The organism is Flavobacterium sp. (genome assembly GCF_046153165.1).
GTDB lineage: Bacteria > Bacteroidota > Bacteroidia > Flavobacteriales > Flavobacteriaceae > Flavobacterium.
This window is the reverse complement of record NZ_JBJXEN010000104.1, coordinates 13198-34441: the sequence shown is the minus strand read 5'-3', so window position 1 is coordinate 34441 and position 21244 is coordinate 13198. Positions and strand designations below refer to the sequence as shown.

18 protein-coding genes are annotated in these 21244 nt (G+C 32.1%); 10 read left to right on the top strand and 8 right to left on the bottom strand.

The window, feature by feature from the left end:
- Window positions 1-13 precede the first annotated feature (13 nt).
- On the bottom strand, window positions 14-769 hold the full coding sequence (locus tag ACKVOV_RS12660) for a transporter (RefSeq protein ID WP_409207123.1): 756 nt from the start codon (window positions 767-769) through the stop codon (window positions 14-16).
- Between the two features lie 96 nt (window positions 770-865).
- Here ACKVOV_RS12660 and ACKVOV_RS12655 point away from each other — a divergent pair, with 96 nt between their 5' ends.
- Genes ACKVOV_RS12655 through ACKVOV_RS12645 form a run of 3 tightly spaced genes read left to right on the top strand, consistent with a single transcriptional unit; the run spans window position 866 to window position 3835 of the window.
- Window positions 866-2737 (top strand): Nramp family divalent metal transporter, encoded by a 1872-nt coding sequence (locus tag ACKVOV_RS12655; RefSeq protein WP_409207122.1) that lies wholly within the window; start codon window positions 866-868, stop codon window positions 2735-2737.
- A gap of 4 nt (window positions 2738-2741) precedes the next feature.
- Complete coding sequence (locus tag ACKVOV_RS12650; RefSeq protein ID WP_409207121.1) at window positions 2742-3395, top strand: metal-dependent transcriptional regulator; 654 nt, start codon at window positions 2742-2744, stop codon at window positions 3393-3395.
- A gap of 41 nt (window positions 3396-3436) precedes the next feature.
- Window positions 3437-3835 carry a hypothetical protein gene (locus ACKVOV_RS12645; protein WP_409207120.1) on the top strand — a complete coding sequence of 133 codons (399 nt, stop codon included), beginning with the start codon at window positions 3437-3439 and terminating at the stop codon, window positions 3833-3835.
- Between the two features lie 5 nt (window positions 3836-3840).
- Here ACKVOV_RS12645 and ACKVOV_RS12640 read toward each other — a convergent pair whose 3' ends face one another.
- The 4 genes from ACKVOV_RS12640 to ACKVOV_RS12625 all read right to left on the bottom strand — a co-directional run bounded on the left by ACKVOV_RS12640 (window position 3841) and on the right by ACKVOV_RS12625 (window position 7056).
- Window positions 3841-3960 carry a FeoB-associated Cys-rich membrane protein gene (locus tag ACKVOV_RS12640; RefSeq protein ID WP_348074512.1) on the bottom strand — a complete coding sequence of 40 codons (120 nt, stop codon included), beginning with the start codon at window positions 3958-3960 and terminating at the stop codon, window positions 3841-3843.
- Window positions 3960-6053, bottom strand: coding sequence for a ferrous iron transport protein B (gene feoB / locus ACKVOV_RS12635; protein WP_409207119.1), 2094 nt, complete (start codon window positions 6051-6053; stop codon window positions 3960-3962). The genes ACKVOV_RS12640 and feoB overlap by 1 nt, the downstream gene beginning before the upstream one ends.
- Entirely contained in the window at window positions 6053-6295 is a 243-nt protein-coding gene (locus ACKVOV_RS12630) for a ferrous iron transport protein A (RefSeq protein WP_409207118.1), read from the bottom strand. The genes feoB and ACKVOV_RS12630 overlap by 1 nt, the downstream gene beginning before the upstream one ends.
- Before the next feature lie 89 nt (window positions 6296-6384).
- Window positions 6385-7056, bottom strand: a complete 672-nt coding sequence (locus ACKVOV_RS12625; RefSeq protein ID WP_409207117.1) for an SCO family protein — start codon at window positions 7054-7056, stop codon at window positions 6385-6387.
- Between the two features lie 127 nt (window positions 7057-7183).
- Here ACKVOV_RS12625 and ACKVOV_RS12620 point away from each other — a divergent pair, with 127 nt between their 5' ends.
- Window positions 7184-10615 carry a T9SS type A sorting domain-containing protein gene (locus ACKVOV_RS12620; RefSeq protein WP_409207116.1) on the top strand — a complete coding sequence of 1144 codons (3432 nt, stop codon included), beginning with the start codon at window positions 7184-7186 and terminating at the stop codon, window positions 10613-10615.
- Window positions 10616-10617: 2 nt separating this feature from the next.
- Window positions 10618-12675 carry a M13 family metallopeptidase gene (locus ACKVOV_RS12615; RefSeq protein ID WP_409207115.1) on the top strand — a complete coding sequence of 686 codons (2058 nt, stop codon included), beginning with the start codon at window positions 10618-10620 and terminating at the stop codon, window positions 12673-12675.
- 53 nt (window positions 12676-12728) lie between these two features.
- Here ACKVOV_RS12615 and ACKVOV_RS12610 read toward each other — a convergent pair whose 3' ends face one another.
- The 3 genes from ACKVOV_RS12610 to ACKVOV_RS12600 all read right to left on the bottom strand — a co-directional run bounded on the left by ACKVOV_RS12610 (window position 12729) and on the right by ACKVOV_RS12600 (window position 16947).
- Window positions 12729-14393, bottom strand: coding sequence for a DUF4139 domain-containing protein (locus ACKVOV_RS12610; protein ID WP_409207114.1), 1665 nt, complete (start codon window positions 14391-14393; stop codon window positions 12729-12731).
- Between the two features lie 64 nt (window positions 14394-14457).
- Window positions 14458-16413 carry a transglycosylase domain-containing protein gene (locus tag ACKVOV_RS12605; protein ID WP_409207113.1) on the bottom strand — a complete coding sequence of 652 codons (1956 nt, stop codon included), beginning with the start codon at window positions 16411-16413 and terminating at the stop codon, window positions 14458-14460.
- Window positions 16414-16434: 21 nt separating this feature from the next.
- A complete protein-coding gene (locus ACKVOV_RS12600; RefSeq protein ID WP_409207112.1) occupies window positions 16435-16947 on the bottom strand; it encodes a hypothetical protein in 513 nt (170 codons plus the stop codon).
- A gap of 157 nt (window positions 16948-17104) precedes the next feature.
- Between ACKVOV_RS12600 and ACKVOV_RS12595 the strand changes: the two genes are divergently transcribed.
- From ACKVOV_RS12595 to ACKVOV_RS12575, 5 genes are all read left to right on the top strand, one after another.
- Window positions 17105-17509, top strand: coding sequence for a GNAT family N-acetyltransferase (locus ACKVOV_RS12595; RefSeq protein ID WP_409207137.1), 405 nt, complete (start codon window positions 17105-17107; stop codon window positions 17507-17509).
- Between the two features lie 60 nt (window positions 17510-17569).
- Window positions 17570-18052 (top strand): hypothetical protein, encoded by a 483-nt coding sequence (locus ACKVOV_RS12590; RefSeq protein ID WP_409207111.1) that lies wholly within the window; start codon window positions 17570-17572, stop codon window positions 18050-18052.
- Between the two features lie 31 nt (window positions 18053-18083).
- Complete coding sequence (locus tag ACKVOV_RS12585; RefSeq protein WP_409207110.1) at window positions 18084-19559, top strand: lipopolysaccharide biosynthesis protein; 1476 nt, start codon at window positions 18084-18086, stop codon at window positions 19557-19559.
- 153 nt (window positions 19560-19712) lie between these two features.
- The gene (gene dut / locus ACKVOV_RS12580; RefSeq protein WP_409207109.1) at window positions 19713-20147 is read left to right on the top strand and encodes a dUTP diphosphatase; all 435 of its coding nucleotides are present in this window, start codon (window positions 19713-19715) and stop codon (window positions 20145-20147) included.
- 86 nt (window positions 20148-20233) lie between these two features.
- Window positions 20234-21244: a sugar nucleotidyltransferase gene (locus tag ACKVOV_RS12575; RefSeq protein ID WP_409207108.1), complete on the top strand. Its 1011-nt coding sequence runs from the start codon at window positions 20234-20236 to the stop codon at window positions 21242-21244.

The following is a 21244-nucleotide window of genomic DNA, read 5'->3' as shown; positions in this document are numbered from 1 at the left end:
TTTGTAATCCTTTTTATGTTTTAAATCGAAATGAATAACCGAGCGAAACAAAATATTTAGGGGAAGTGTTAGATAGACCGAATCCACTAGAAACATCAAGCTGATGGTTTGAATTTATTAAATAAGTTACTCCAGCATCAAATCGATGATCGGGCTTTTCTATTTGCGGAACAAAACCATATAATTCGAAGTAGATGCCTATTTTTTCAGTCAAAGAATAACCTGTAGTTAAAGTGTAAACAAATGTTGGCTCGGCGGTTTCTCCATTCCATTCGGCACCAAGATTATAAGACAAAGATTGTTTTTCGCTAATAGTGTGTTGCATGCTAAATCGAAAATCTGGAGCAAAATAAGTTGCTTTATAGTTTGGAGAAGCCAATTTTGGAATGCCAATGTGTCCAATAAATGAAGTTAACGGAATGACACCTTTTTCTTCAAAAAGTCTTGTTTTGAAACCAATTAAAACTGGATTAACACCTGAAATTTTTTCTGAATAATTTTTATTGATAATATATTCCGTTACTAATCGTATTTCAAAATGATCATTAATCCCGAAACGAGTTAAAATCGTTGGCATCACAATTTCATTTATATTGTCGTTCTTTTTTTCAAAAGAAAAACCATTTTCAAATTGAAAATAATTTATTGGAGTTATAAACGGACATTCGGTTTGATCAGGCCTATCTGTTTGAATAGATGGTAATTCCTGTGCATTACATAAATTAAACACCATCAAAAAGATGATAATTGTAGATAGCTTACATTTCATTTAGTTTTGTATTTAATTTATTTTTAGACAAAACTAAAAAAATAATTTTAGTAACAAAATTTTATTTATATTTGTTGCAAATAATTTAAATAAATTATGGAAAAATCTCTTGAGGAAGTAAACCAATCGGTTTCAACACAAAATAAAACTACTGTTTTTAGAAAAATATTAGCCTTTTTTGGCCCAGCCTATCTTGTTAGTGTAGGTTATATGGATCCTGGAAATTGGGCGACAGACATTGCCGGCGGTAGCCAATTTGGTTATACCTTACTTTGGGTTTTACTTATGAGTAACATGATGGCGTTGCTTTTGCAGAGTTTGAGCGCACGATTAGGAATTGTAACGCAACGCGATTTAGCACAAGCATCACGTGAAACATATTCTCCATTTATAAATTACATTCTTTATTTTCTTGCTGAAATTGCTATTGCAGCCTGTGACTTGGCAGAGGTTTTGGGAATGGCAATAGGTATTAATTTATTGTTTGGTATTCCACTTATTCAAGGTGTAATGATTACCGTTTTAGATACTTTTTTATTGCTTTTTTTGATTAACAAAGGAATTAAAAAAATGGAAGCCTTTATAATTGCATTAGTCATGATCATAGGTGTTTCGTTTGTCTTTGAAATGATTTTTGCTCAACCAGAAGTAGGAAGTGTTCTAAAAGGACTAATTCCATCTATCCCAAATGAAAACGCGCTTTATATTGCTATCGGAATTATTGGAGCAACGGTCATGCCGCATAACTTATACTTGCATTCGTCATTGGTACAAACCCGAAAATTCGATAGAAGTGCTGCGGGAATTAAGCAAGCATTAAAATATAATTTTATCGATTCGACGATAGCTTTAAACCTAGCATTTTTTGTAAATGCAGCCATTTTAATTTTGGCAGCAGCCACATTTTACAAAAACGGAATGTTCGAAGTTGCCGAAATTCAAGATGCACATCAACTTTTAGCTCCTATGTTAGGTACTAGTTGGGCGCCTATATTATTTGCCATAGCACTTATTGCGGCTGGACAAAGTTCGACTATTACAGGAACATTGGCTGGACAAATTATTATGGAAGGTTATTTGAATTTACGTATTCAGCCATGGGTTCGTCGTATCATCACTAGATTAATTGCCATTGTACCAGCAGTCATTGTGATTTCGGTTTTTGGCGAAAGCGTAACGGGAAAAATGCTTATTTTAAGTCAAGTAATTTTAAGTTTACAATTGGGATTTGCGATTATTCCACTTATACATTTTGTTTCAGATAAGGAGAGAATGAAAGGTTTTGCTATTTCTAAAACCACTCAAATTGCTTCTTGGATTGTCGCTCTTATTATTGTTTCTCTGAATGCTAAATTGGTTTTCAACGAGATTCAAGATTGGTTAGAAACGTCCGAAAACCCGATTATATTATGGTTTACAGTTGTTCCATTGGCTATTGGTTTTTTAATTTTGTTATTATATATTGTTTTCAAACCATTTATAACAAAATCTAAATTAGAGATTCAAAACCATTTGCCACACAATATGGTGCTTAAATTTTCGCCATCAGAAACGTACAGTAAAAAGAATATTGCTGTTTCGGTCGATTTTTCTTCAGCAGATGAAATGGCAATAAATGCAGCATTTGAGTTGGGTGGAATTGAAGCAAAATATACCTTAATTCATGTAGTAGAAACCATAGGCGCAATGCTTTTTGGCGAAAATGCTGATGATCACGAAACATCGATAGACGAAAAATTATTGAAAGAATATGAAGATATGCTTACGCAAAAGGGATTTAAAGTCTCGACTAAATTAGGTTTTGGTAAGCCAAACAAAGCCATTCCAAAAATTATAAACGAGGGCGATTATGATGTTTTAGTTATGGGAACGCATGGCCATACTGGATTTAAAGATTTGATTTTCGGTACAACCGTCAATAAATTACGTCACGAAATTTCTATTCCATTATTTATAGTAAAAAATTAAAAAAATGACTTTTTCAGAAGAAAATTATCTAAAAACGATTTACCATCTTACAACAATTTCAGATTCGGAAGTAAGTACTAATGCCATTGCCGAAAAAATGGAAACAAAAGCATCATCAGTTACCGATATGCTTAAGAAATTAGCGGAGAAAGACCTCATCAATTACAAAAAATACCAAGGCGTTTCACTTACAGAAAAAGGTTCGCTTTCGGCAAAAATGATTGTGAGAAAACACCGTTTGTGGGAAGTATTTCTGGTCGAAAAACTAGATTTTTCTTGGGACGAAGTACATGATATTGCGGAACAATTAGAACATATAAAGTCCGAAAAGTTAATAAACAAATTAGATGATTTTCTTGATAATCCAACCGAAGATCCTCATGGCGATCCTATCCCGAATGCCAATGGACAAATTATTTCGGTTGAAAAACAATTGTTATCAGAGCTAAACGAAAATCAAACGGGAATCTGTGTTGGCGTAAAAGATACTTCATCGGAATTTTTGAAATATTTGAACAAACAAGAAATAGCTTTGGGTTCTAAAATCGAAATCCTGTCTAAAGAAACATTTGATATGTCATTAAAAATAAAAGTTGAAGCTAGAGAGTTAACGATTTCGAATAAAATTGCGAGTAATTTATTTGTGAAAATAGTGTGAGAAAAAGGCATTATATTTGATTGAACTTTAAGAAAACTCAAATGAAAAATATTTTCTTCTTCTTTTTACTAATTTTTAGTATTTCTGTTTTTGCACAAGAATCGAAACAAAAACCTATAAAAATTACTCAGAAAAATTGTCTTGCTAAAAAAGGATATTCTTTCCGATTGAAAGAAGTAACCTCAGATTCTCGCTGCCCACAAGGTGTGCAATGTATTTGGGCTGGCGAAGTACAAATAGTTATTTTAGTTTATAAAGACAAAAAAATAGTCGAAGAAACGAAACTTACAGTTTCACCAAATAATAATGAAGAAGCAATTAACTTTTTTGCAAAATACTATACTAAAAATAAAATAAAATCGATTTATGTTTTCCCGTTTCCTGTAAAAGATAAAGTTTTAGACAAAAAAACGTATCATTTGGAGATTAGTTTTGAGTAGATAAATCATTTACAACCACAATCTCCACCGCAATTCTTATCATTTTTCTTTTTGCCAAAAAATTTCTTGTACAGAAAATATACTGCAACAACTAATAAAGAAAATGCAATTATTTCTTGTATCATTATTTCAAGATTTGATAAGCAATTAACGCCACAGTATAAGCAAATCCGCTCATGAAAACCAACTGAATTGCTGGCCATTTCCAAGAATTTGTTTCTTTTTTAGTTACTGCAAGTGTACTCATGCATTGCATAGCAAAAGCATAAAAAAGCAGTAACGAAACTCCTGAAGCAAAATTAAATAATTTCTTCCCTGTTTTTGGATTTATTTCGGTAGACAATTTGTTTTTTATGGTTGCTTCTTGATTTCCATTGTCTTCAATACTGTATATTGTAGCCAGTGTTCCTACAAAAACTTCTCGTGCCGCAAAAGAGGAAACAATTGCAATCCCTATTTTCCAATCATAACCTAAGGGAGCAATGGCTGGTTCTATCGATTTTCCTATAATCCCTATATAAGAATTTTCTAATTTGTAAGAAGCAATATTGTTTTCTAAATTTTCTGTTGAAATAGATTGTTTTGAAACTATTTCTCTAGCATTTCTGAAATTTTCACCTGGTCCGTAGGAAGCTAAAAACCACAATATCACCGAAAGCGCTAAAATCATTTTTCCTGCACCAGAAACGAAAGATTTTGTTTTTTCAATAACATTTATTGCTACGTTTTTAAACATAGGCAGTTTGTAATTGGGCATCTCGACAACAAAATAAGATTTTGATTGAATTTTTAAAATTTTATTTAATATCCAAGCAGAAAAGAATGCCATACTAAAACCTAATAAATACAATAGCATTAGTGTAAGCCCTTGTAAATTAAACAAACCGAAAAGTCTTGTGTTTGGAATAACTAATGAGATTATAATCGAATAAACAGGTAGTCTTGCAGAACAAGTAGTAAACGGTGTGACCAAAATTGTGATAAGTCGTTCTTTCCAGTTTTCGATATTTCTAGTAGCCATGATAGCAGGAATTGCACAGGCAGTTCCTGAAATTAGAGGCACCACACTTTTCCCAGATAAACCAAATTTTCGCATCGATTTATCCATCAAGAAAACAACACGGCTCATATAACCACTTTCTTCAAGAATAGAAATAAATAAAAATAAAAAAGCTATTTGTGGAATAAAAATAGCTATTCCGCCCAAACCTGGAATAATTCCTTGTACGATTAGATTAGTTAAAACTCCTGCTGGCAATTTAGATTGTGTCCATGAACTTAAAGAAGTAAACGAACTGTCTATAAAATCCATTGGCAAACTAGACCAATCGAAAATTGACTGAAAAATGATCATCAGAATCAAGAAAAAAATCACATACCCAAATACTTTGTGCATTAGTATTCTGTCAAGTTTGCTTCGTAAATCTTTGGCGGAAGCCAAGTCTATTTTTTGACCAACTTTCAAAACATCATTAATAAACTGATATCGCTTTATAGTTTCTTTTTGTTGCAGTCTTTTTAGCTCTTCTTTCGATTTTGCAAACGAAGGATTTGGTAATTCATTCCTATTTAAATTAGCAAAATTTACGTCTTGAGTAATAACCAACCACAGTTTATATAAGGATTGATTAGGGAAGGCGCGACGCAAATTTTCAAAATAAGTCACATCAATATTTGAAGCATTTAAACACGGTTCGGTTGTGATGCTTCTGTAATTGATGATTAAGTTTTTCAAATCATCAATACCTTCACCTTTACGAGAACTTACAAGTGCAATTTTAGTTTTTAATTGATTTTCTAAATATGGAATATCTAACGAAATTCCTTTATATGACATTCTATCAGACATATTAATGACAAGAATAGTCGGAATCTCTAAATCTTTTATTTGGGTAAAAAGTAATAAGTTTCGTTTTAAATTTTCGACTTCGGTAACTACAATAGCCACATCTGGATAATCTTTGTCGTTTTTATTTAAAAGCAATTCGATAACAACATTTTCGTCGAGCGAACTAGCATTTAAGCTATAAGTTCCTGGTAAATCGAGAATAGTTGCTTTAAGATTTGAAGATAATTTGCAAACACCTTGTTTTTTTTCGACAGTAATTCCTGGATAGTTTCCTACTTGCTGATTCAAGCCAGTAAGCTGGTTAAATACTGAGGTTTTACCCGTATTTGGATTACCTATTAAAGCAATGTTAATGTTACCGACTTTCATTATAGTTGGTTTTCTTTAGAGATTTCTACCTCTATAATAGAAGCGGTTTCTAATCTAATAGCAAGATGGCAATCATTTATAGTCAAATACAAAGGGTCTCCAAAAGGAGCTGTTTGAAGTAGTTGTACTTCATTACCAGGCAAACAACCCATTTCTAATAACTTTAATGGAATTAAATCGATGTTAAAATCTTGGATTATACCTTTTTGGCCTCGTTGTAATTGAGCTAAACTTACTTTCACTTATTTAGATTGAATTAAGATTACAAAAATAACAATAATAATTCTACTAAATATGATAAAAATCATCTTTATAGCATTTTGGATAAAATCTACTGTTTTTGATCTTCGATAAGCCAATTAATATCTACCAAAAGTTTCTTGACTTCTTCTCTTTTTGTACCATCATAAAAACCTCGAACCCTTCTTTTATCATCAACTAAAACAAAATTTTCGGTATGTACCATATCATATAATTCAGAAGGCTTTCCTGTTTTTACGGCCAAATAAGATTTTCTGGCGATATAATAAATGTCTTTTTTATTTCCTGTGACAAGATTCCATTTTGCATCAATAACCCCTTTTCTTTTGGCATAATCTTTTAGCACAGAAACACTATCTATATCTGGCGTTACCGAATGAGAAAGAAGCATAACTTTAGGATTGTCTTTTATCTGATCTTGTAACCAAACCATATTATCGGTCATCATTGGGCAAATTGTTCCACAAGTGGTAAAAAAGAAATCTGCTACATAAATTTTACCCGCATAATCTTTTTGGGTAATTGTTTTCCCGTTTTGATTGGTAAAAGCAAAATCAGCAATGGTGTGTTTATTAGCAACATATTGAATTGTCGAATCGACCAACTCAGGATTTACCATCGATGGTGTAAAAACAGGAAGTGTTTTACGATTTAATACATTATAAAATAACCAGATTATAATTACTGATAAAATCGACAGAACAATAAATAAGGTTTTAAATTTTCGCAAAAAATTAAGCATACAATAATTTTTTCTTGCAAAAATACAAAATATCATGTCTATCAAAGTCAAAAACAATTTTAAAATCAATGTTAAAAAAGCAGAAAAATGAAAAAAACTTGCTATTTTTGACAAAACACATAACAAAATGAAAAAAATATACTTACTTGTTGCATTATCTTTTTTTATTGATGTAAATGCGCAGTTTAGTCCAAGCTTTCCTTGGATGCAAGAAAAGACTTTACAAGACGGACAAGAAATTACTTTTGATGCTATTGTTAATTCATTTAATGAGTATTGGAAAGATAAAGATCATTCAGAAAAAGGGTGTGGTTATAAACCATTTAAGCGGTGGGAAAATTATTGGAAAAACCTTGTGAAAGAGGACGGAAAAATAATTTCTCCCGAGGAATTTATGGCCGTTTGGCAACAAAAAAAAGGATTAAAAAACAATAAATTAGCTGTAAGTTTACCTGTAAGTAACTGGATCCCAATTGGACCACTTACACACACAAACACTGGTTCCTGGTCATCTGGACAAGGACGAGTTCAAGCTATTTGTGTTGACCCATCAAATGCAAATACAATATATGTTGGCTCGCCAGCGGGAGGAATTTGGAAATCGACAAATCTCGGTATTTCGTGGATACCACTTACAGATAATTTGCCACAAATAGGCATTTCGGGAATTGCAATAGATTATTCTAACTCAAACACTATATACATTGCAACTGGCGATAAAGATGGTGGGGATACTGCTTTTGTTGGCATTTACAAATCTACAGACGGAGGAGTAACTTGGACTGTTACAGGTGCAATGACCGGAGCAACTATAGCAGGGGATATTCTAATACACCCAACGAATAATCAAATTTTGTGGTGTGCTACAAATTCTGGAATTTGGAAGACAATTAATGGTGGTACTACTTGGACAAATGTTCAAGTAGGAAATTTTTCTAAAGGATCGATAAGGCTTAAGCCAAGTGATCCAACTAATATGTATGCGGTAAGTGATTTTGAATTTTATAAATCTACCAATACAGGATCTAGTTTTACAAACATAGCCACTGGTTTACCCGCTAGTTCTAATAGATTATTATTAGATGTTACACCCGCAAATGCAAATTATATTTACATTTTAAGCGCAGACTCTCCTAATACAGCAGCAACTCCTCCATATTATGGATTTCAAGGGGTATATTTATCAACGAATGGAGGAACTAGTTTTAATAGAAAATCTGTTGGCACCCCTGCTTCAGATGTCTTTGAATCCCAACAATCAGGATATGATTTGGCATTGGCAGCATCTGCTACAAATGCTGATGAAATTTATACTGGTTGTTTAAATATTTGGAAATCTGTCGATGGCGGAACAACAATGACTAAAGTAAATAACTGGAGCTCTCCTTCGTCTTCAACTTATACTCACGCTGATATTCATTTTTTAGGTTGTTTTGGAACTAAATTATATGTAGGATCAGATGGAGGTGTTTATATGTCTTCTAATAATGCTACTTCTTTTAGTAGTTTAACAGCTGGTTTACAAATTAGTCAATTTTATAAAATAGCAGTATCTAAGCAATCTGCAGGAAAAATGGTAGGTGGACTTCAAGATAATGGAGGACATGCTTACAGTAGTAATACTTGGAAAAATTATTATGGTGCTGATGGAATGGATACTGGTGTAGACCCTACAAACAGTAATAAATTTTATGGTTTTATCCAATTTGGAAGTAGCATGTACATAAGTGCTGATGCGGGTAACTCAAATGCCGCAGGTGTTGGGGCACCAGCTGCAGAAACAGGTACTAATGACGATGGTGGAAATTGGGTAACTCCAATGGCTATAAATGCCGCAGGAGAAGTGTTTGCAGGATATTCTCGCTTATATAAATTAAACGGATCTGTCTGGGCGCAACAATCTACAGGAACAATTGGAACTGGAGATGTCGAATTAATTGCTATTGACCCAAGTAACGATAATAATATGTTTGTATCGAATGGAACTCGTTTATACAAAAGTACCGACAAAGGGATAACATTTACAAACACTTATACTGCATCTTCAAGTATTACTTCAATTTGTGTTAACAGTTCTAATAGCAGCATTATTTATCTTACTACTTCAGGAACAGGAGGACTTGCTTTAAAATCAACTAATGGAGGAACAGCTTTTACTTCTTTCTCAACAAATCTACCTGCAATAGCTAAAAATGTAATTAGACATCAAGGAAGACATACACTTAACCCACTTTACATTGGGACATCATTAGGGGTTTATTACAGAGATGATTCTATGACGCAATGGGAACCATTTGAAGCTAACTTACCAAATGTTTCTGTTTCAGATTTAGAAATCAATTTAGAAGATAATATTATCACTGCTGCAACATATGGAAGAGGTATTTGGCAATCTCCAATACCTGTTGAAGTTCCTACAAATGATGTTAAGTTAGTATCAGTTAATGCGCCGACCCTAAATATAAACTGTGGCACTTCAGTTTCTCCGGAAATAACGGTAAAAAACAACGGAACAAATTCTATATCATCAGTAAATATAACTTATGGTTATAATGCATCTCCACAAAATTATATTTGGACTGGGACAATTATCTCTGGGGCTTCACAAAATATTATTTTACCTAGTTTAACTGTTAGTGCTAAAGGTGTATATAATTTAACCGTAACATCTACTATAACAAGTGATGCCTATTCAGATAATAATACAGGTGTTACTCCTTTTTATGTAAATGACTCAGGGACAATAGGTGTTTTAAATACTTTTGAAACAGCTGGCAACAATTTACTTACATTTAATGATGGTTCAGCAACAAGCCAATGGCAACGAGGTATAAACACAAACGGTGTCCTTGCCACTCCTGGAAACAATGTTTATACTACAAATTTTACAGGGAATTATCCAGATGTAACTAAATCGTATTTATATTCTCAATGTTACGATCTTACAAGTGCTGTTAATCCTTTTATAAAATTTAAATTAGCTTTCGATTTAGAAAATAATTGGGATGTTGTTTATGTACAATATTCTACAAATCTAGGTCAGACATGGAGTTTATTGGGTACACAAGGGCCAACTTGGTATAATAGTAATAGAACCCCAGCAACTTCAGGAACAGATTGTAATAACTGTCCTGGAGGGCAATGGACAGGAACAGATACCACTTTAAAATTATATTCATACCCACTAACCAGTTTAGTAGGCCAATCGAATGTTATTTTTAGAATAGTTTTTCATTCAGATGATTCTGCCAACCAACTAGGTGTCGTGGTAGATGATTTTATTATTGAAGGAACTCTTGCATCACAAAATTTTGAATTAAAAAATATTGCCATTTATCCAAATCCATCAACAGGATTATTTACAGTCTCTACAGGAAACAGAGCTATTGATAAAGTAGAAGTTTATGATGTTATGGGAAAAATTATATTATCACTCAATAATTTTTCAAATGCAAATTCACAATCTATTTTAGATATGAAAAATGTCTCAAGTGGGATTTATTTTGTAAAAATATCATCAGAAAATCAGAACATAGTAAAAAGAATAATAAAAAATTAATCATGAAAAAAACTTTTATAACCGCTGGTTCATTAGCGGTTTTTTCACTAATTAGCTTGACTAGTAAAGCACAAGAAAGCAAGCCCAAAAATCCGGGAATCAATCTAGATTTGATGGATAAAAATGTAAAACCAGGAAATGATTTTTTCCGTTTTGTAAATGGGACTTGGTATGACAAAACAGAAATCCCAGCTGACAAAACACGTTGGGGAAGTTTTGATGAATTGCGTCAGAATACCGACAAAGATGCTTTAGCGATTTTGAAAGAAGCTGCAGCTGACAAAAAACTAAATCCAAAATCAGATCAAGCAAAATCAGTAAGTGTTTATCAAACTTACATGGATACTATTTCAAGAAATAAACTTGGAATAAAACCAATAAAACCTTATTTAGCAAAGATTGATGCAATAAAAACAGTTCAAGATGTAAATAATTTACTTATCGAAATGGAGCCTGTTGGCGGAATTGGATTTTACGGAATTGGTGTTGGAGCTGATGCGAAAGATAGTAATAAAAATGTGGTATACCTTGGACTTGGTAGCTTAGGTTTGCCAGACAGAGAATATTATGTTTCTGACGACAAAGATTCTAAAGAAAAACGTGAAAAATATGTTCAGCACGTTACAAGAATGCTACAATTCTTAGGTACTAATCCAGCTCAAGCTAAATTAGATGCAGATAAAATATTAGCCTTAGAGATAGCTATGTCAAAACCAAGATTTGATAGAGTTGAACTTCGTGATGATAGAAAAACTTACAACCCAATGACTGTTGTAGAATTACAAAAACTAACACCTTCTATAAATTGGAAAAAATATTTAGATGGAGTTGGTTTAACTAATTTAGAATCGATTGTTGTATCTCAACCAAAATACATTACTGCATTAGAAACTATTTTTAAAGATTCCAATATAGAAGATCTAAAAGCTTATATGCGTTGGACTTTATTAAGAAAATCGACAGGACTTTTATCTGATGAAATAGAAAAAGCAAATTGGGAATTTTATAGCAAAACATTGCAAGGTGCAAAAAAACAACGCCCTAGAAACGAAAGAGCGTTACAAGTTGTAAACGGGACTGTTGGTGAAGCATTAGGTAAATTATATGTAGAGAAAAAATTTCCAGCAGAAGCTAAAGCTAAGGCTAAAGCAATGATTGACAATGTTATTTTAGCTTACGAAAATAGAATAAACAATTTGACTTGGATGTCTGCCGAAACCAAAATTAAAGCTGTCGAAAAACTCCACAAAGTAACCATCAAAATTGGTTATCCAGACAAATGGAAGGATTATTCTAAATTAAATGTAAAACCAATATCAGAAGGCGGAACTTATTATGAAAATATAAAAAATGTTTCTCGTTGGAATTTTGATGAAAACATTGCAGACTTAAAAAAACCTGTTGATAAAACAACATGGGGAATGTCGCCACAAACAGTAAATGCATATTACAATCCTGCCTATAATGAGATTGTTTTCCCAGCAGCTATTTTACAACCACCTTTTTATGATTATAAAGCTGATGAAGCTGTAAATTATGGTGGAATAGGAGCTGTAATAGGACACGAGATCTCTCACGGATTTGATGATTCTGGTGCAAGATATAATGCAGACGGAAACTTAGTTGACTGGTGGACAGAAGACGATTTAAAACAATTTACAGGACTTGGTGGTGCATTAGCAGACGAATATAGCGCCTTAGAACCTTTACCAGGAACACATGTAGATGGTAAATTTACACTTGGTGAAAATATTGGAGATTTAGGCGGAATAAATGCGGCTTATGATGGTCTTCAATTGTATCTAAAACAAAATGGAAATCCAGGGCTTATAGATGGTTATACCCCAGAACAAAGATTGTTCATCTCTTGGGCAACCATTTGGAGATCGAAAATGAGAGATGAGGCAATTAAAAATCAAGTGAAAACCGATCCACATTCTCCAGGAATGTACAGAGCTTATGTACCACTTACAAATCTTGATACTTTTTATAAAGCATTCGATATTAAAGAAGGAGATAAACTATATGTTAAACCAGAGAATCGTGTGAAGATCTGGTAATAGTAATTCCAAAATAAAAAATCCCATCTCGACTGAGATGGGATTTTTTATTATTACAAATTACCAATGATTTTATCTTTAGGATATTTAACTAAATAACTAATCCTTATCTTCTTGGTTTCATTCGGTTTTAACTCTAAATCCCAAGTTAAAATTCCAGTTTCAAGATTGGTTTTGGCGCCATCTTTTTGAAGTAATTCGATTTCTATTTCTTTGTCAGAACTTAACGGGTATTGGTCTTTTAGCAACATCACGATAGCTTCTTTTTTGTTGTTTCTTACTGTGATATCGTAAGTAAAAGTTTGTTCTTTTTTAGAAGACAAAAATTTAGTTCCAGATTTATCGACTACTTTTTCACGTTTGATAGCTACTTTTTTATCTCGTCCCATACTCAAATTTAAAGTATCGGAAGTTTGACTCGGATTTATCATTGTTTTCCCCACATACATCCCTTCAAAAATAATATTGGCTTCTCCAGGCAATAAATTATATTTCGAATAATCGGCAATTTCAGCTAGTAAAAAAGCTTCTTTTTCTACTCTTGGTGCTGCATAATATTTATATGAAGCAGGAAGTTTTATTTCTTTTAGTGCCACACTATGTGCTTTTCCGTTAGATAAAATATCGTAAGGAATGTCTATATCAAAAGAAACGTTCAATTGATTTTCGTTGATGGTTGTATAATCTGAAATTGATGAAGCATTATCTTTTTTTCTTTTAATTCCAGCTGAGCCAGTTATCACAACTTCTTGTAATTCGTTACTTTTATAATCATTCATTGCAGCAACTGGATATGGTTGATTGTACTGTAAAAACCATGAACTTAAAATTGGCGCTTGATTGTTCTGGTTTGGATTTCCGGAAGACAATGTTAGTTTTACTTTTTTCCAATCGATTCCTGTGTTTTGAACCACTTGAGCTTTGTACATCATATTTATTGGAGAAGTAACATTGTCAGCTCTCAAATCATAAAATGGCGACCACGAAGCATTATTTGTTACATACGAAATTTCTAAAGGAACATTTCCAGCAGTCGTATTCATAACCTGTAAGACTAATTTTCCCGATGAGTTTTTTTCTTCTTTAGTCGTATCGATTTCGAGTTTGTTATTCAGTTTTGTGATTAACTCGTTTAGCTTTTTTTCTTTTTCTTCAAGCGTGTTTATAGTATTGCTAATTTCAGTTCGTTTCGATTTGTAATAATCGACCATTTTAGTCAATTCAATTACGCTCAACCCAGAATTTTGACCAAAAACTTGTTGGTTTTTATCTAATAACTCTATCGTTTTACTTTCGGAATTGCGGGAATTGATAACCCGATTTAGTTCTTTTTGAACCAAAACAATACTGTCTTTTACTTTCTTAATCGCTGGTGAATTTTCATCAATATCGTATTCTGATATATAATCGTTTGTAAATTGTACCGAAAGCACGGTTAACGATGATGGCGCACCAATTTGAACTGAGTTTTCATTCAAATAATTAGCAACATTTTTTACCACAATTTCGCTCGTTCCAGAAGGTAACAGGACGTTTGCGCTTTGTGAAATTTCGGCCGCATTAAAATATACGGTTGCCGACTTTACTTTGGCAGAAGTAAAAATAGGTTTCTGCGCAAATGATATTGCCGAAACCAAAAGAGTAAAAATTAGAATTATTTTTTTACTCATGTCGATTTTAATTGTTTTTTTTCGGAATTCGTGAATCTTTGATTTCATAACAGAATATATTTATACTTGTATAGAGTTCTTTTTTATACAAAAGGTTGGGAAGGCAATGAAATTAATTAAAATCAAAATCGGTAAAAAGAGAATCTACTGCAATAGAATCTTGCACTTTAAACTTCATGTGCATTCTTGCACGACCCGAAATAGAAATAGGAATTTGTTGTCCAATGGTGTCTTCTGCCGTTAATAATCCTCGACGCAACATGAGTTTGCTCATAAATTCTTCGTGTTTGTCTGCAAAGGATTTTAGTTTTCCTTCATCATCAAACTGGTACATAAATTTTTTAGGTTTAGGCACAATCGATGCTAGAAACAAACATTCTTTTAAATTTAAATCTATTGGTTTTTTCTGAAAATAAAAAGCGGATGCTTCTCCAATTCCATATACATTTGGTCCCCATTCTATCACGTTAAAATAAACTTCGAGCATGCGTTCTTTGCTTGCAATTCGATTATTTTCTAATAAGTAAACTAATAAAATTTCTTCCAATTTTCGGGATAATGTTTTCTCACGAGTCAAAAAAACATTTTTCACCAATTGCATACTAATAGTGCTGGCACCACGAGAGAATTTTTTTGTTCTAATATTTTTAGTTATCGATTGTTTGAAAGCCTCATTAATAAATCCGTGATGAGAAAAAAATGAAGGATCTTCAGACGTGAGTACACATTTTTGAAGGTAAGGCGAAATTTGTTCTAAAGACGTAAAATTAGGATTAGAATCACCAACTAAAATAGGGCGTTGAAGCACATTATTTTCGATAGCGCGATATACAAATTCTCCGTTTAGTTTGTTTAAATTGGCTTCGCCATATTTTACAATTTTAAGATTTTCTTTGTTTAGTTTACTCTCAAAAACTAAGGCGTTTGGTTTGTTTTTATTGTATTTGAAATTGAGTTTATAATCAAAATTTCCTTCTGTTTCCATTCCTGTAAAATGGGTAAATAATCCATCAGGAAGTGAAGAAATAAAATCTTGAGCTTTCATTTTTGGAATCAAAACTTTAAGTTTATAAATGGTGTCTTCCTCAGTGTTATATTCCGCAAAAGGCTGTAATTTGATGTTGTTTATTTGTGCCGACGAAGTGCTATCTATTGATACAAAATTGCTTCCTAGTAAAAAATGATAATCGAAACTAGCTGTTTTTAAGAGTACATCTTTTTTCGAAATTTTAGGATGATTAATAGTAAAATCTTCTACCGAAACCAATCCGTCAAGATGAAGCTCGTTGCTTTCTAAATCGAATTTGTCCAATTTTAGATTAACGTTTTTGAAACTAGATTTAAACCCAAAACGTTTATAAATATAGGGCAATTCTATTTTTGAGGTATCATTATTATAAATTCTTACATCCGCTTTTTTGGCTCTAGGATCTACAAATCCAGAAATATTCCATGTTTGAGAAAATTCGTTTTCTGTAACATTAATATTGGTTTGTAATTGGTGGTTTTTTAATTGTAATTTAGGTAATTGTATGTTTACTTTAATTCCCAAATCATTCATTCGTAATGATACATTTTCGAGTTGCATTTCGGTTGGAACTAAGTTTAGCGCTTTGGATAATAATCGATAAGCTAATTTTGCATAGTTCTTTTTTTCATTAACATCGTTATTTTTTTCTTTTTTAAGAAAAGCATCGAAATTGCGACCTTTTTCGTTTTTTACCAGTTGAATAAACCCATTTTTTACTTCAAGATTTTGCAACTGAATATCACCAGTAATGAGTTGAAATAAGTTGATTTTTGTTTTTACTTTTTCAATAGAAAAAAGTGTGTCTGCTTCTTTAGGTACTAAAATAATATTGTTAAGTTCAATACTCGAAATACCATCGAAGCGGGCTTTTTGTACAAAAAAATTACAATTATAATTGGTTTCAAATTTCGAAGTCGCTTTTGCAATTACTTTTTGTAACAAAACATCACGAAAAAAGTAAATTCCAGCTATAGAAAATAGTAAGAATATAATTAGAATTTTAAGGAACAGAAAAAACTTTTGTTTTTTACTTCTCATAAATGTTATACAAAAAAATTATTACGATAATGAAGTTACAAAGGTATCTACTTCTTTTTTTTGTACAGCATATTTTACTTGTAAATCAGAGTTTTCTCCCATTTTCGCGTAATAACTTAATGCTTTGCCCGCAAAAAATAATTGTTGGTGTTTGGGAACATCTGGAATTTGTGGATATTTTTTATGAAAAAGCATTTCGTAATAAGCTTGCCATTCTCTTTCGTTTCTATCATCAACAAAACTTCCAGGTACTTTCTGGCCCACATGAACCATTTCGTGAGCAATGAGGTTAAGCATTAGTATAAATTCAAATTCAAATGTATTTTCTGGAATTCTAATAATTTGTGGTAAGCCAAAAGTACCTTCGGTAGTCATTAGAATATAATCGGCTTTTGCTTTTTCTCGCAATTCAAAACCTTCAAAGTTTGGATGTTTTATTCCATATTCTTCCACTACAAAATTAGCCGCTTGGATTGTTTCACCAAGTTCGTGGTAAGAATTTACAAGTTGTAATATTTCTGAATAAGGTTTCATATTTTAAAAAAATGTAATATATATCTTTATATTGAAAGATAAACAAAAGTAATTTATTGATTATAAATTCTTAAAGGATTAATTATCTTTTTGTGTAATTTTACTAAACTAATTTTAAGATACATTGCAAACTAAAGAACTCACATCAATTCAGGAAATGCTTTCTCAATTTGAGACCATGCAATTTTTGTATCCAAAACTTACTATCGAGAAATATGAATCGTATCTTCAGGAAATGATTCCTCATAATTATACTCAAATTGCCGTTTTTGATAATGAAAAGTGTATTGGTATAACAGGCTGTTGGTTTGGTATAAAACTTTGGTCTGGAAAATATTTAGAAATCGATAATTTTATTGTTCATCCAGATTATCGCTCAAAAGGAATTGGAAAAATGCTTACAGATTATGTAAACCAAAAAGCTTTAGATTTAGGTTGTACAAATATTGTTCTCGATGCATATACGCACAATTTTACAGCACATCGCTTCTTTTATAACCAAGGTTATGGACCAAAAGGTTTTCATTTTGTAAAAATTCTAGATGAAGAAGGATTAACCTAAAACAACTTTCGGTATATTTTTTGTTATACCTTTATCTAAGTATCTTCAAATTCTATTAAAATGAAAAAAAATGTAATCATACTACTATTCTTTTTAAGCGGCATCACATCATGTTTCTCACAAATAGTAATTTCAAAATATTTTGACACTAAAATACAGAAAGCATATTATCAAAATTGGGTGGCTGGAGTACAAGGTGGAGGCGGTGGAACAAATTTTACTATCGAATTTACAGAAAAATTATCTAAAGACTTTGTTTTAAACCAATTGTATTTTAGAAATAATAAAGGGAAAATAACTAAATTAACTGATAATGTTTTTTTTGCAAATCTGACCAGAAATATAAACCGAAGAATACAAAATGAGATTACTGATGATGCAAATATTTCTCAAAAAGAAGAAATAATAAAAACACCATTTCCAATTTCTGAAAATGAAGCGATTTTAGAATACACCTATAAAAACAAAAAAAGGTATTATAAAATTTCGAAAATTGAAGAAAAAGAAATGCTCATGTATCCATCGGCAAGACCAAGAAATTAGTTATTTTTGTTCCTTAAATTAACTATTTACTTTGAGTTTATATAAAAATCTTTTTAAGCAAACTGCCATTTACGGTCTAGCCATGGTGCTTCCGAGAATGTTAAGTTTTTTTTTAGTACGACTTTACACTAATCCAAGTGTAATGTCAAACCCAGCAGAATATGGTGTTTTAACCATCGTAATGGCCTATATGGTTTTCCTAAACGTAATTCTTTCTTACGGTTTTGAAACTGCTTTTTTTAGATTTTATAATTCAGAAACCGATAAGAAAAAAGTAATTGCAACTTCTACAATTTCTATTTTTTGGAGTTCGATAGCCTTTCTTTTCTTAGCTTTATTATTTAGAGATTCTATTGCGTATTTTACAAAAGTAGATGTGCAATATATTACTTACTCGGTTTGGATTTTAGTTTTGGATGCGCTAGTTGTAATTCCTTTTTCAAAACTTAGGGCCAACCAAAGACCTATTAAATATGCCATAATAAAAATTGGAAACGTAGTAGTAAACCTAGCATTAAACTTTTTCTTTTTACTGTATTTACCAAAAATGGCTCAATCTAATCCGGATGGATTTTTTGCGACTATTTACAGAGAAAATTTCCAAATAGGATATGTTTTTATAGCAAACATCATAGCAAGTTTACTCACATTTATAATTCTCTCCCAAGATTACATTAATATAAATTGGAAAATAGATAAGGCGCTTTGGAAACGAATGATGAACTATGGCCTACCCATTCTCATCGCCGGAATTGCTTTTGCTATCAATGAACATTTAGATAAAATATTACTAGGAAAACTGCTGCCATCTAACATTGCCGAATCAGAAGTTGGTACTTATGCCGCATGTTACAAACTCGGATTATTTATGGTTTTATTCCGAACGGCATACACTATGGGAATCGAGCCGTTTTTCTTTAGTCATGCAAGCAATGAGAATGCGCCCCAAACCTATGCCACGATAACTAAATATTTTGTGATTTTTGGCTCTTTTATCTCATTAGTAGTAATCGTTTTTGCAGATTTATTAAAAATATTTCTTATCCCAAACCCAAATTATTGGCAAGCAATGAGTGTTGTTCCCCTAATTGTTTTTGCCAACTTTTTTCTAGGCATTTACACTAATTTATCAGTTTGGTACAAATTAATCGATAAGACAAAAATCGGCGCTTACATTTCGGTAGTTGGTGCAGGAGTAACATTATTACTAAACTTCTTGCTTATCCCAACAATGAGTTATTACGGCTCCGCAATTGCAACCATTGCAGCTTACGGAAGTATGATGCTTATTTCCTATTCACTGGGGAAAAACCAATATCCAATCCCGTATGATATGAAACGAATCTTCGGATATTTAATCTTAAGTGTTGTATTTTCTGCAATTTCTTTTTATATTCCATATATTCGAGAGAATTATTTTATAAAAATAGGAATCATATTAATATTCTTGTATTTTATTTATTTTAGCGAAAAAGAAACCTTAATAAGAATATTAAAAAGAAAATAAAAATTAGAAGCTATTCCCGCTATCCGTTACAATCTTTTTGTTTTCTAAAGAAAAAAATGAAAAGGATTTTCACTACTATCGGGGCTAGGGCATTTTAGTATTAACAAAAACCTCAGTACCTTAGAGCCTCAAAACCTTAGAAATTTTAGACAAATGCAAATAAAAATAATCAACAAATCCCAACACGAATTACCTAATTATGAAACCATCGCTTCGGCAGGAATGGATTTACGTGCCAACATTCAAGAACCTATAACCTTACAGCCACTCGAAAGAACACTTGTAAAAACAGGCCTTTTTATCGAGTTACCTATAGGTTTCGAAGCACAAGTACGACCACGCAGCGGATTGGCATTCAAAAAAGGAATTACAGTTCTCAATTCACCCGGAACAGTCGATGCAGATTATCGTGGTGAAATTGGAGTAATTTTAGTAAATTTATCCAATGAAGCCTTTGTAATCGAAAACGGTGAACGAATCGCGCAACTCATTATCGCCAAACACGAACGTGCAGAGTGGATCGAAGTTCAAGATTTATCAGAAACATCTCGCGGAGAAGGTGGTTTCGGTAGTACAGGAGTAAAATAAAATTTAATAATTCAAAGATTAAAAAATTTAAAGATTATAATTATTAATTTTTAAATCTTTCAATCCTTAAATCTTTCAATATAAACATGAAAATAATAGTACCAATGGCTGGTCGTGGTTCACGCCTTCGCCCACATACACTTACAATCCCAAAACCATTAATCCCTATTGCAGGAAAACCAATCGTACATCGTTTGGTCGAAGATATTGCAGGTGTTATCAATCAAAAAATAGATGAAATAGCATTTATTATTCACGAAGATTTTGGCAAACAAGTAGAACAAGATTTAATAGCAATTGCCGAAAAATTAGGATCAAAAGGTACCATCTATTACCAAAATGAAGCTTTAGGGACTGCTCATGCTATTATGTGTGCTAAGGATTCTATGACTGGACCTATCGTTGTGGCTTATGCCGATACTCTTTTTAGAGCAGATTTTACCCTAGACACTTCTGCAGATTCTGTAATTTGGGTAAAACAAGTGGAAGATCCGAGTGCTTTTGGCGTAGTACAACTTAATGAAAACAATCAGATTGTCGATTTTGTTGAAAAACCAAAAGAATTTATTTCCGATCTGGCGATTATCGGAATTTATTATTTTAAATCTGGTGAAGCATTGCGTTCGGAATTACAATATTTACTGGATAATAACGTTGTAAAAGGTGGTGAATACCAACTAACAGACGGATTAGAGAACATGAAACAAAAAGGCATGAAATTTGTACCTGGTAAAGTGGACGAATGGATGGATTGTGGAAATAAAAACGTAACGGTAGAAACCAACTCTAGAATGCTTCATTTTTTAGATATTGATGGTGAAAATCTTATTGCTCCAGATATTCGTATAGAAAATTCAACAATTATTCCACCATGTTTTATAGGAGATGATGTGGTCTTAATAGATTCTATTGTTGGACCATATGTATCTATAGGAAAAGGAACTCATTTACATAACACAAAAATTAAAAACAGTTTAGTACAAACTCATGTACATATAAAAAATGCCAAATTAGACAATGCCATGATAGGAAATCATGCTACTTTTGATGGTAATTTTACAAGTATAAGTATTGGAGATTATTCGATTTTAGAATAA

Excerpts from the sequence above, each read along its gene's own strand:
- ACKVOV_RS12615 (WP_409207115.1), top strand. The coding sequence starts at position 10,618 with ATGAAAAAAACTTTTATAACCGCTGGTTCATTAGCGGTTTTTTCACTA.
- ACKVOV_RS12600 (WP_409207112.1), bottom strand. The coding sequence starts at position 16,947 with ATGAAACCTTATTCAGAAATATTACAACTTGTAAATTCTTACCACGAA.
- ACKVOV_RS12595 (WP_409207137.1), top strand. The coding sequence starts at position 17,105 with ATGCTTTCTCAATTTGAGACCATGCAATTTTTGTATCCAAAACTTACT.
- ACKVOV_RS12660 (WP_409207123.1), bottom strand. The coding sequence starts at position 769 with ATGAAATGTAAGCTATCTACAATTATCATCTTTTTGATGGTGTTTAAT.
- ACKVOV_RS12625 (WP_409207117.1), bottom strand. The coding sequence starts at position 7,056 with ATGCTTAATTTTTTGCGAAAATTTAAAACCTTATTTATTGTTCTGTCG.
- ACKVOV_RS12650 (WP_409207121.1), top strand. The coding sequence starts at position 2,742 with ATGACTTTTTCAGAAGAAAATTATCTAAAAACGATTTACCATCTTACA.
- ACKVOV_RS12575 (WP_409207108.1), top strand. The coding sequence starts at position 20,234 with ATGAAAATAATAGTACCAATGGCTGGTCGTGGTTCACGCCTTCGCCCA.
- ACKVOV_RS12655 (WP_409207122.1), top strand. The coding sequence starts at position 866 with ATGGAAAAATCTCTTGAGGAAGTAAACCAATCGGTTTCAACACAAAAT.
- feoB (WP_409207119.1), bottom strand. The coding sequence starts at position 6,053 with ATGAAAGTCGGTAACATTAACATTGCTTTAATAGGTAATCCAAATACG.
- ACKVOV_RS12645 (WP_409207120.1), top strand. The coding sequence starts at position 3,437 with ATGAAAAATATTTTCTTCTTCTTTTTACTAATTTTTAGTATTTCTGTT.
- ACKVOV_RS12610 (WP_409207114.1), bottom strand. The coding sequence starts at position 14,393 with ATGAAATCAAAGATTCACGAATTCCGAAAAAAAACAATTAAAATCGAC.
- ACKVOV_RS12640 (WP_348074512.1), bottom strand. The coding sequence starts at position 3,960 with ATGATACAAGAAATAATTGCATTTTCTTTATTAGTTGTTGCAGTATAT.
- ACKVOV_RS12605 (WP_409207113.1), bottom strand. The coding sequence starts at position 16,413 with ATGAGAAGTAAAAAACAAAAGTTTTTTCTGTTCCTTAAAATTCTAATT.
- ACKVOV_RS12620 (WP_409207116.1), top strand. The coding sequence starts at position 7,184 with ATGAAAAAAATATACTTACTTGTTGCATTATCTTTTTTTATTGATGTA.
- dut (WP_409207109.1), top strand. The coding sequence starts at position 19,713 with ATGCAAATAAAAATAATCAACAAATCCCAACACGAATTACCTAATTAT.
- ACKVOV_RS12590 (WP_409207111.1), top strand. The coding sequence starts at position 17,570 with ATGAAAAAAAATGTAATCATACTACTATTCTTTTTAAGCGGCATCACA.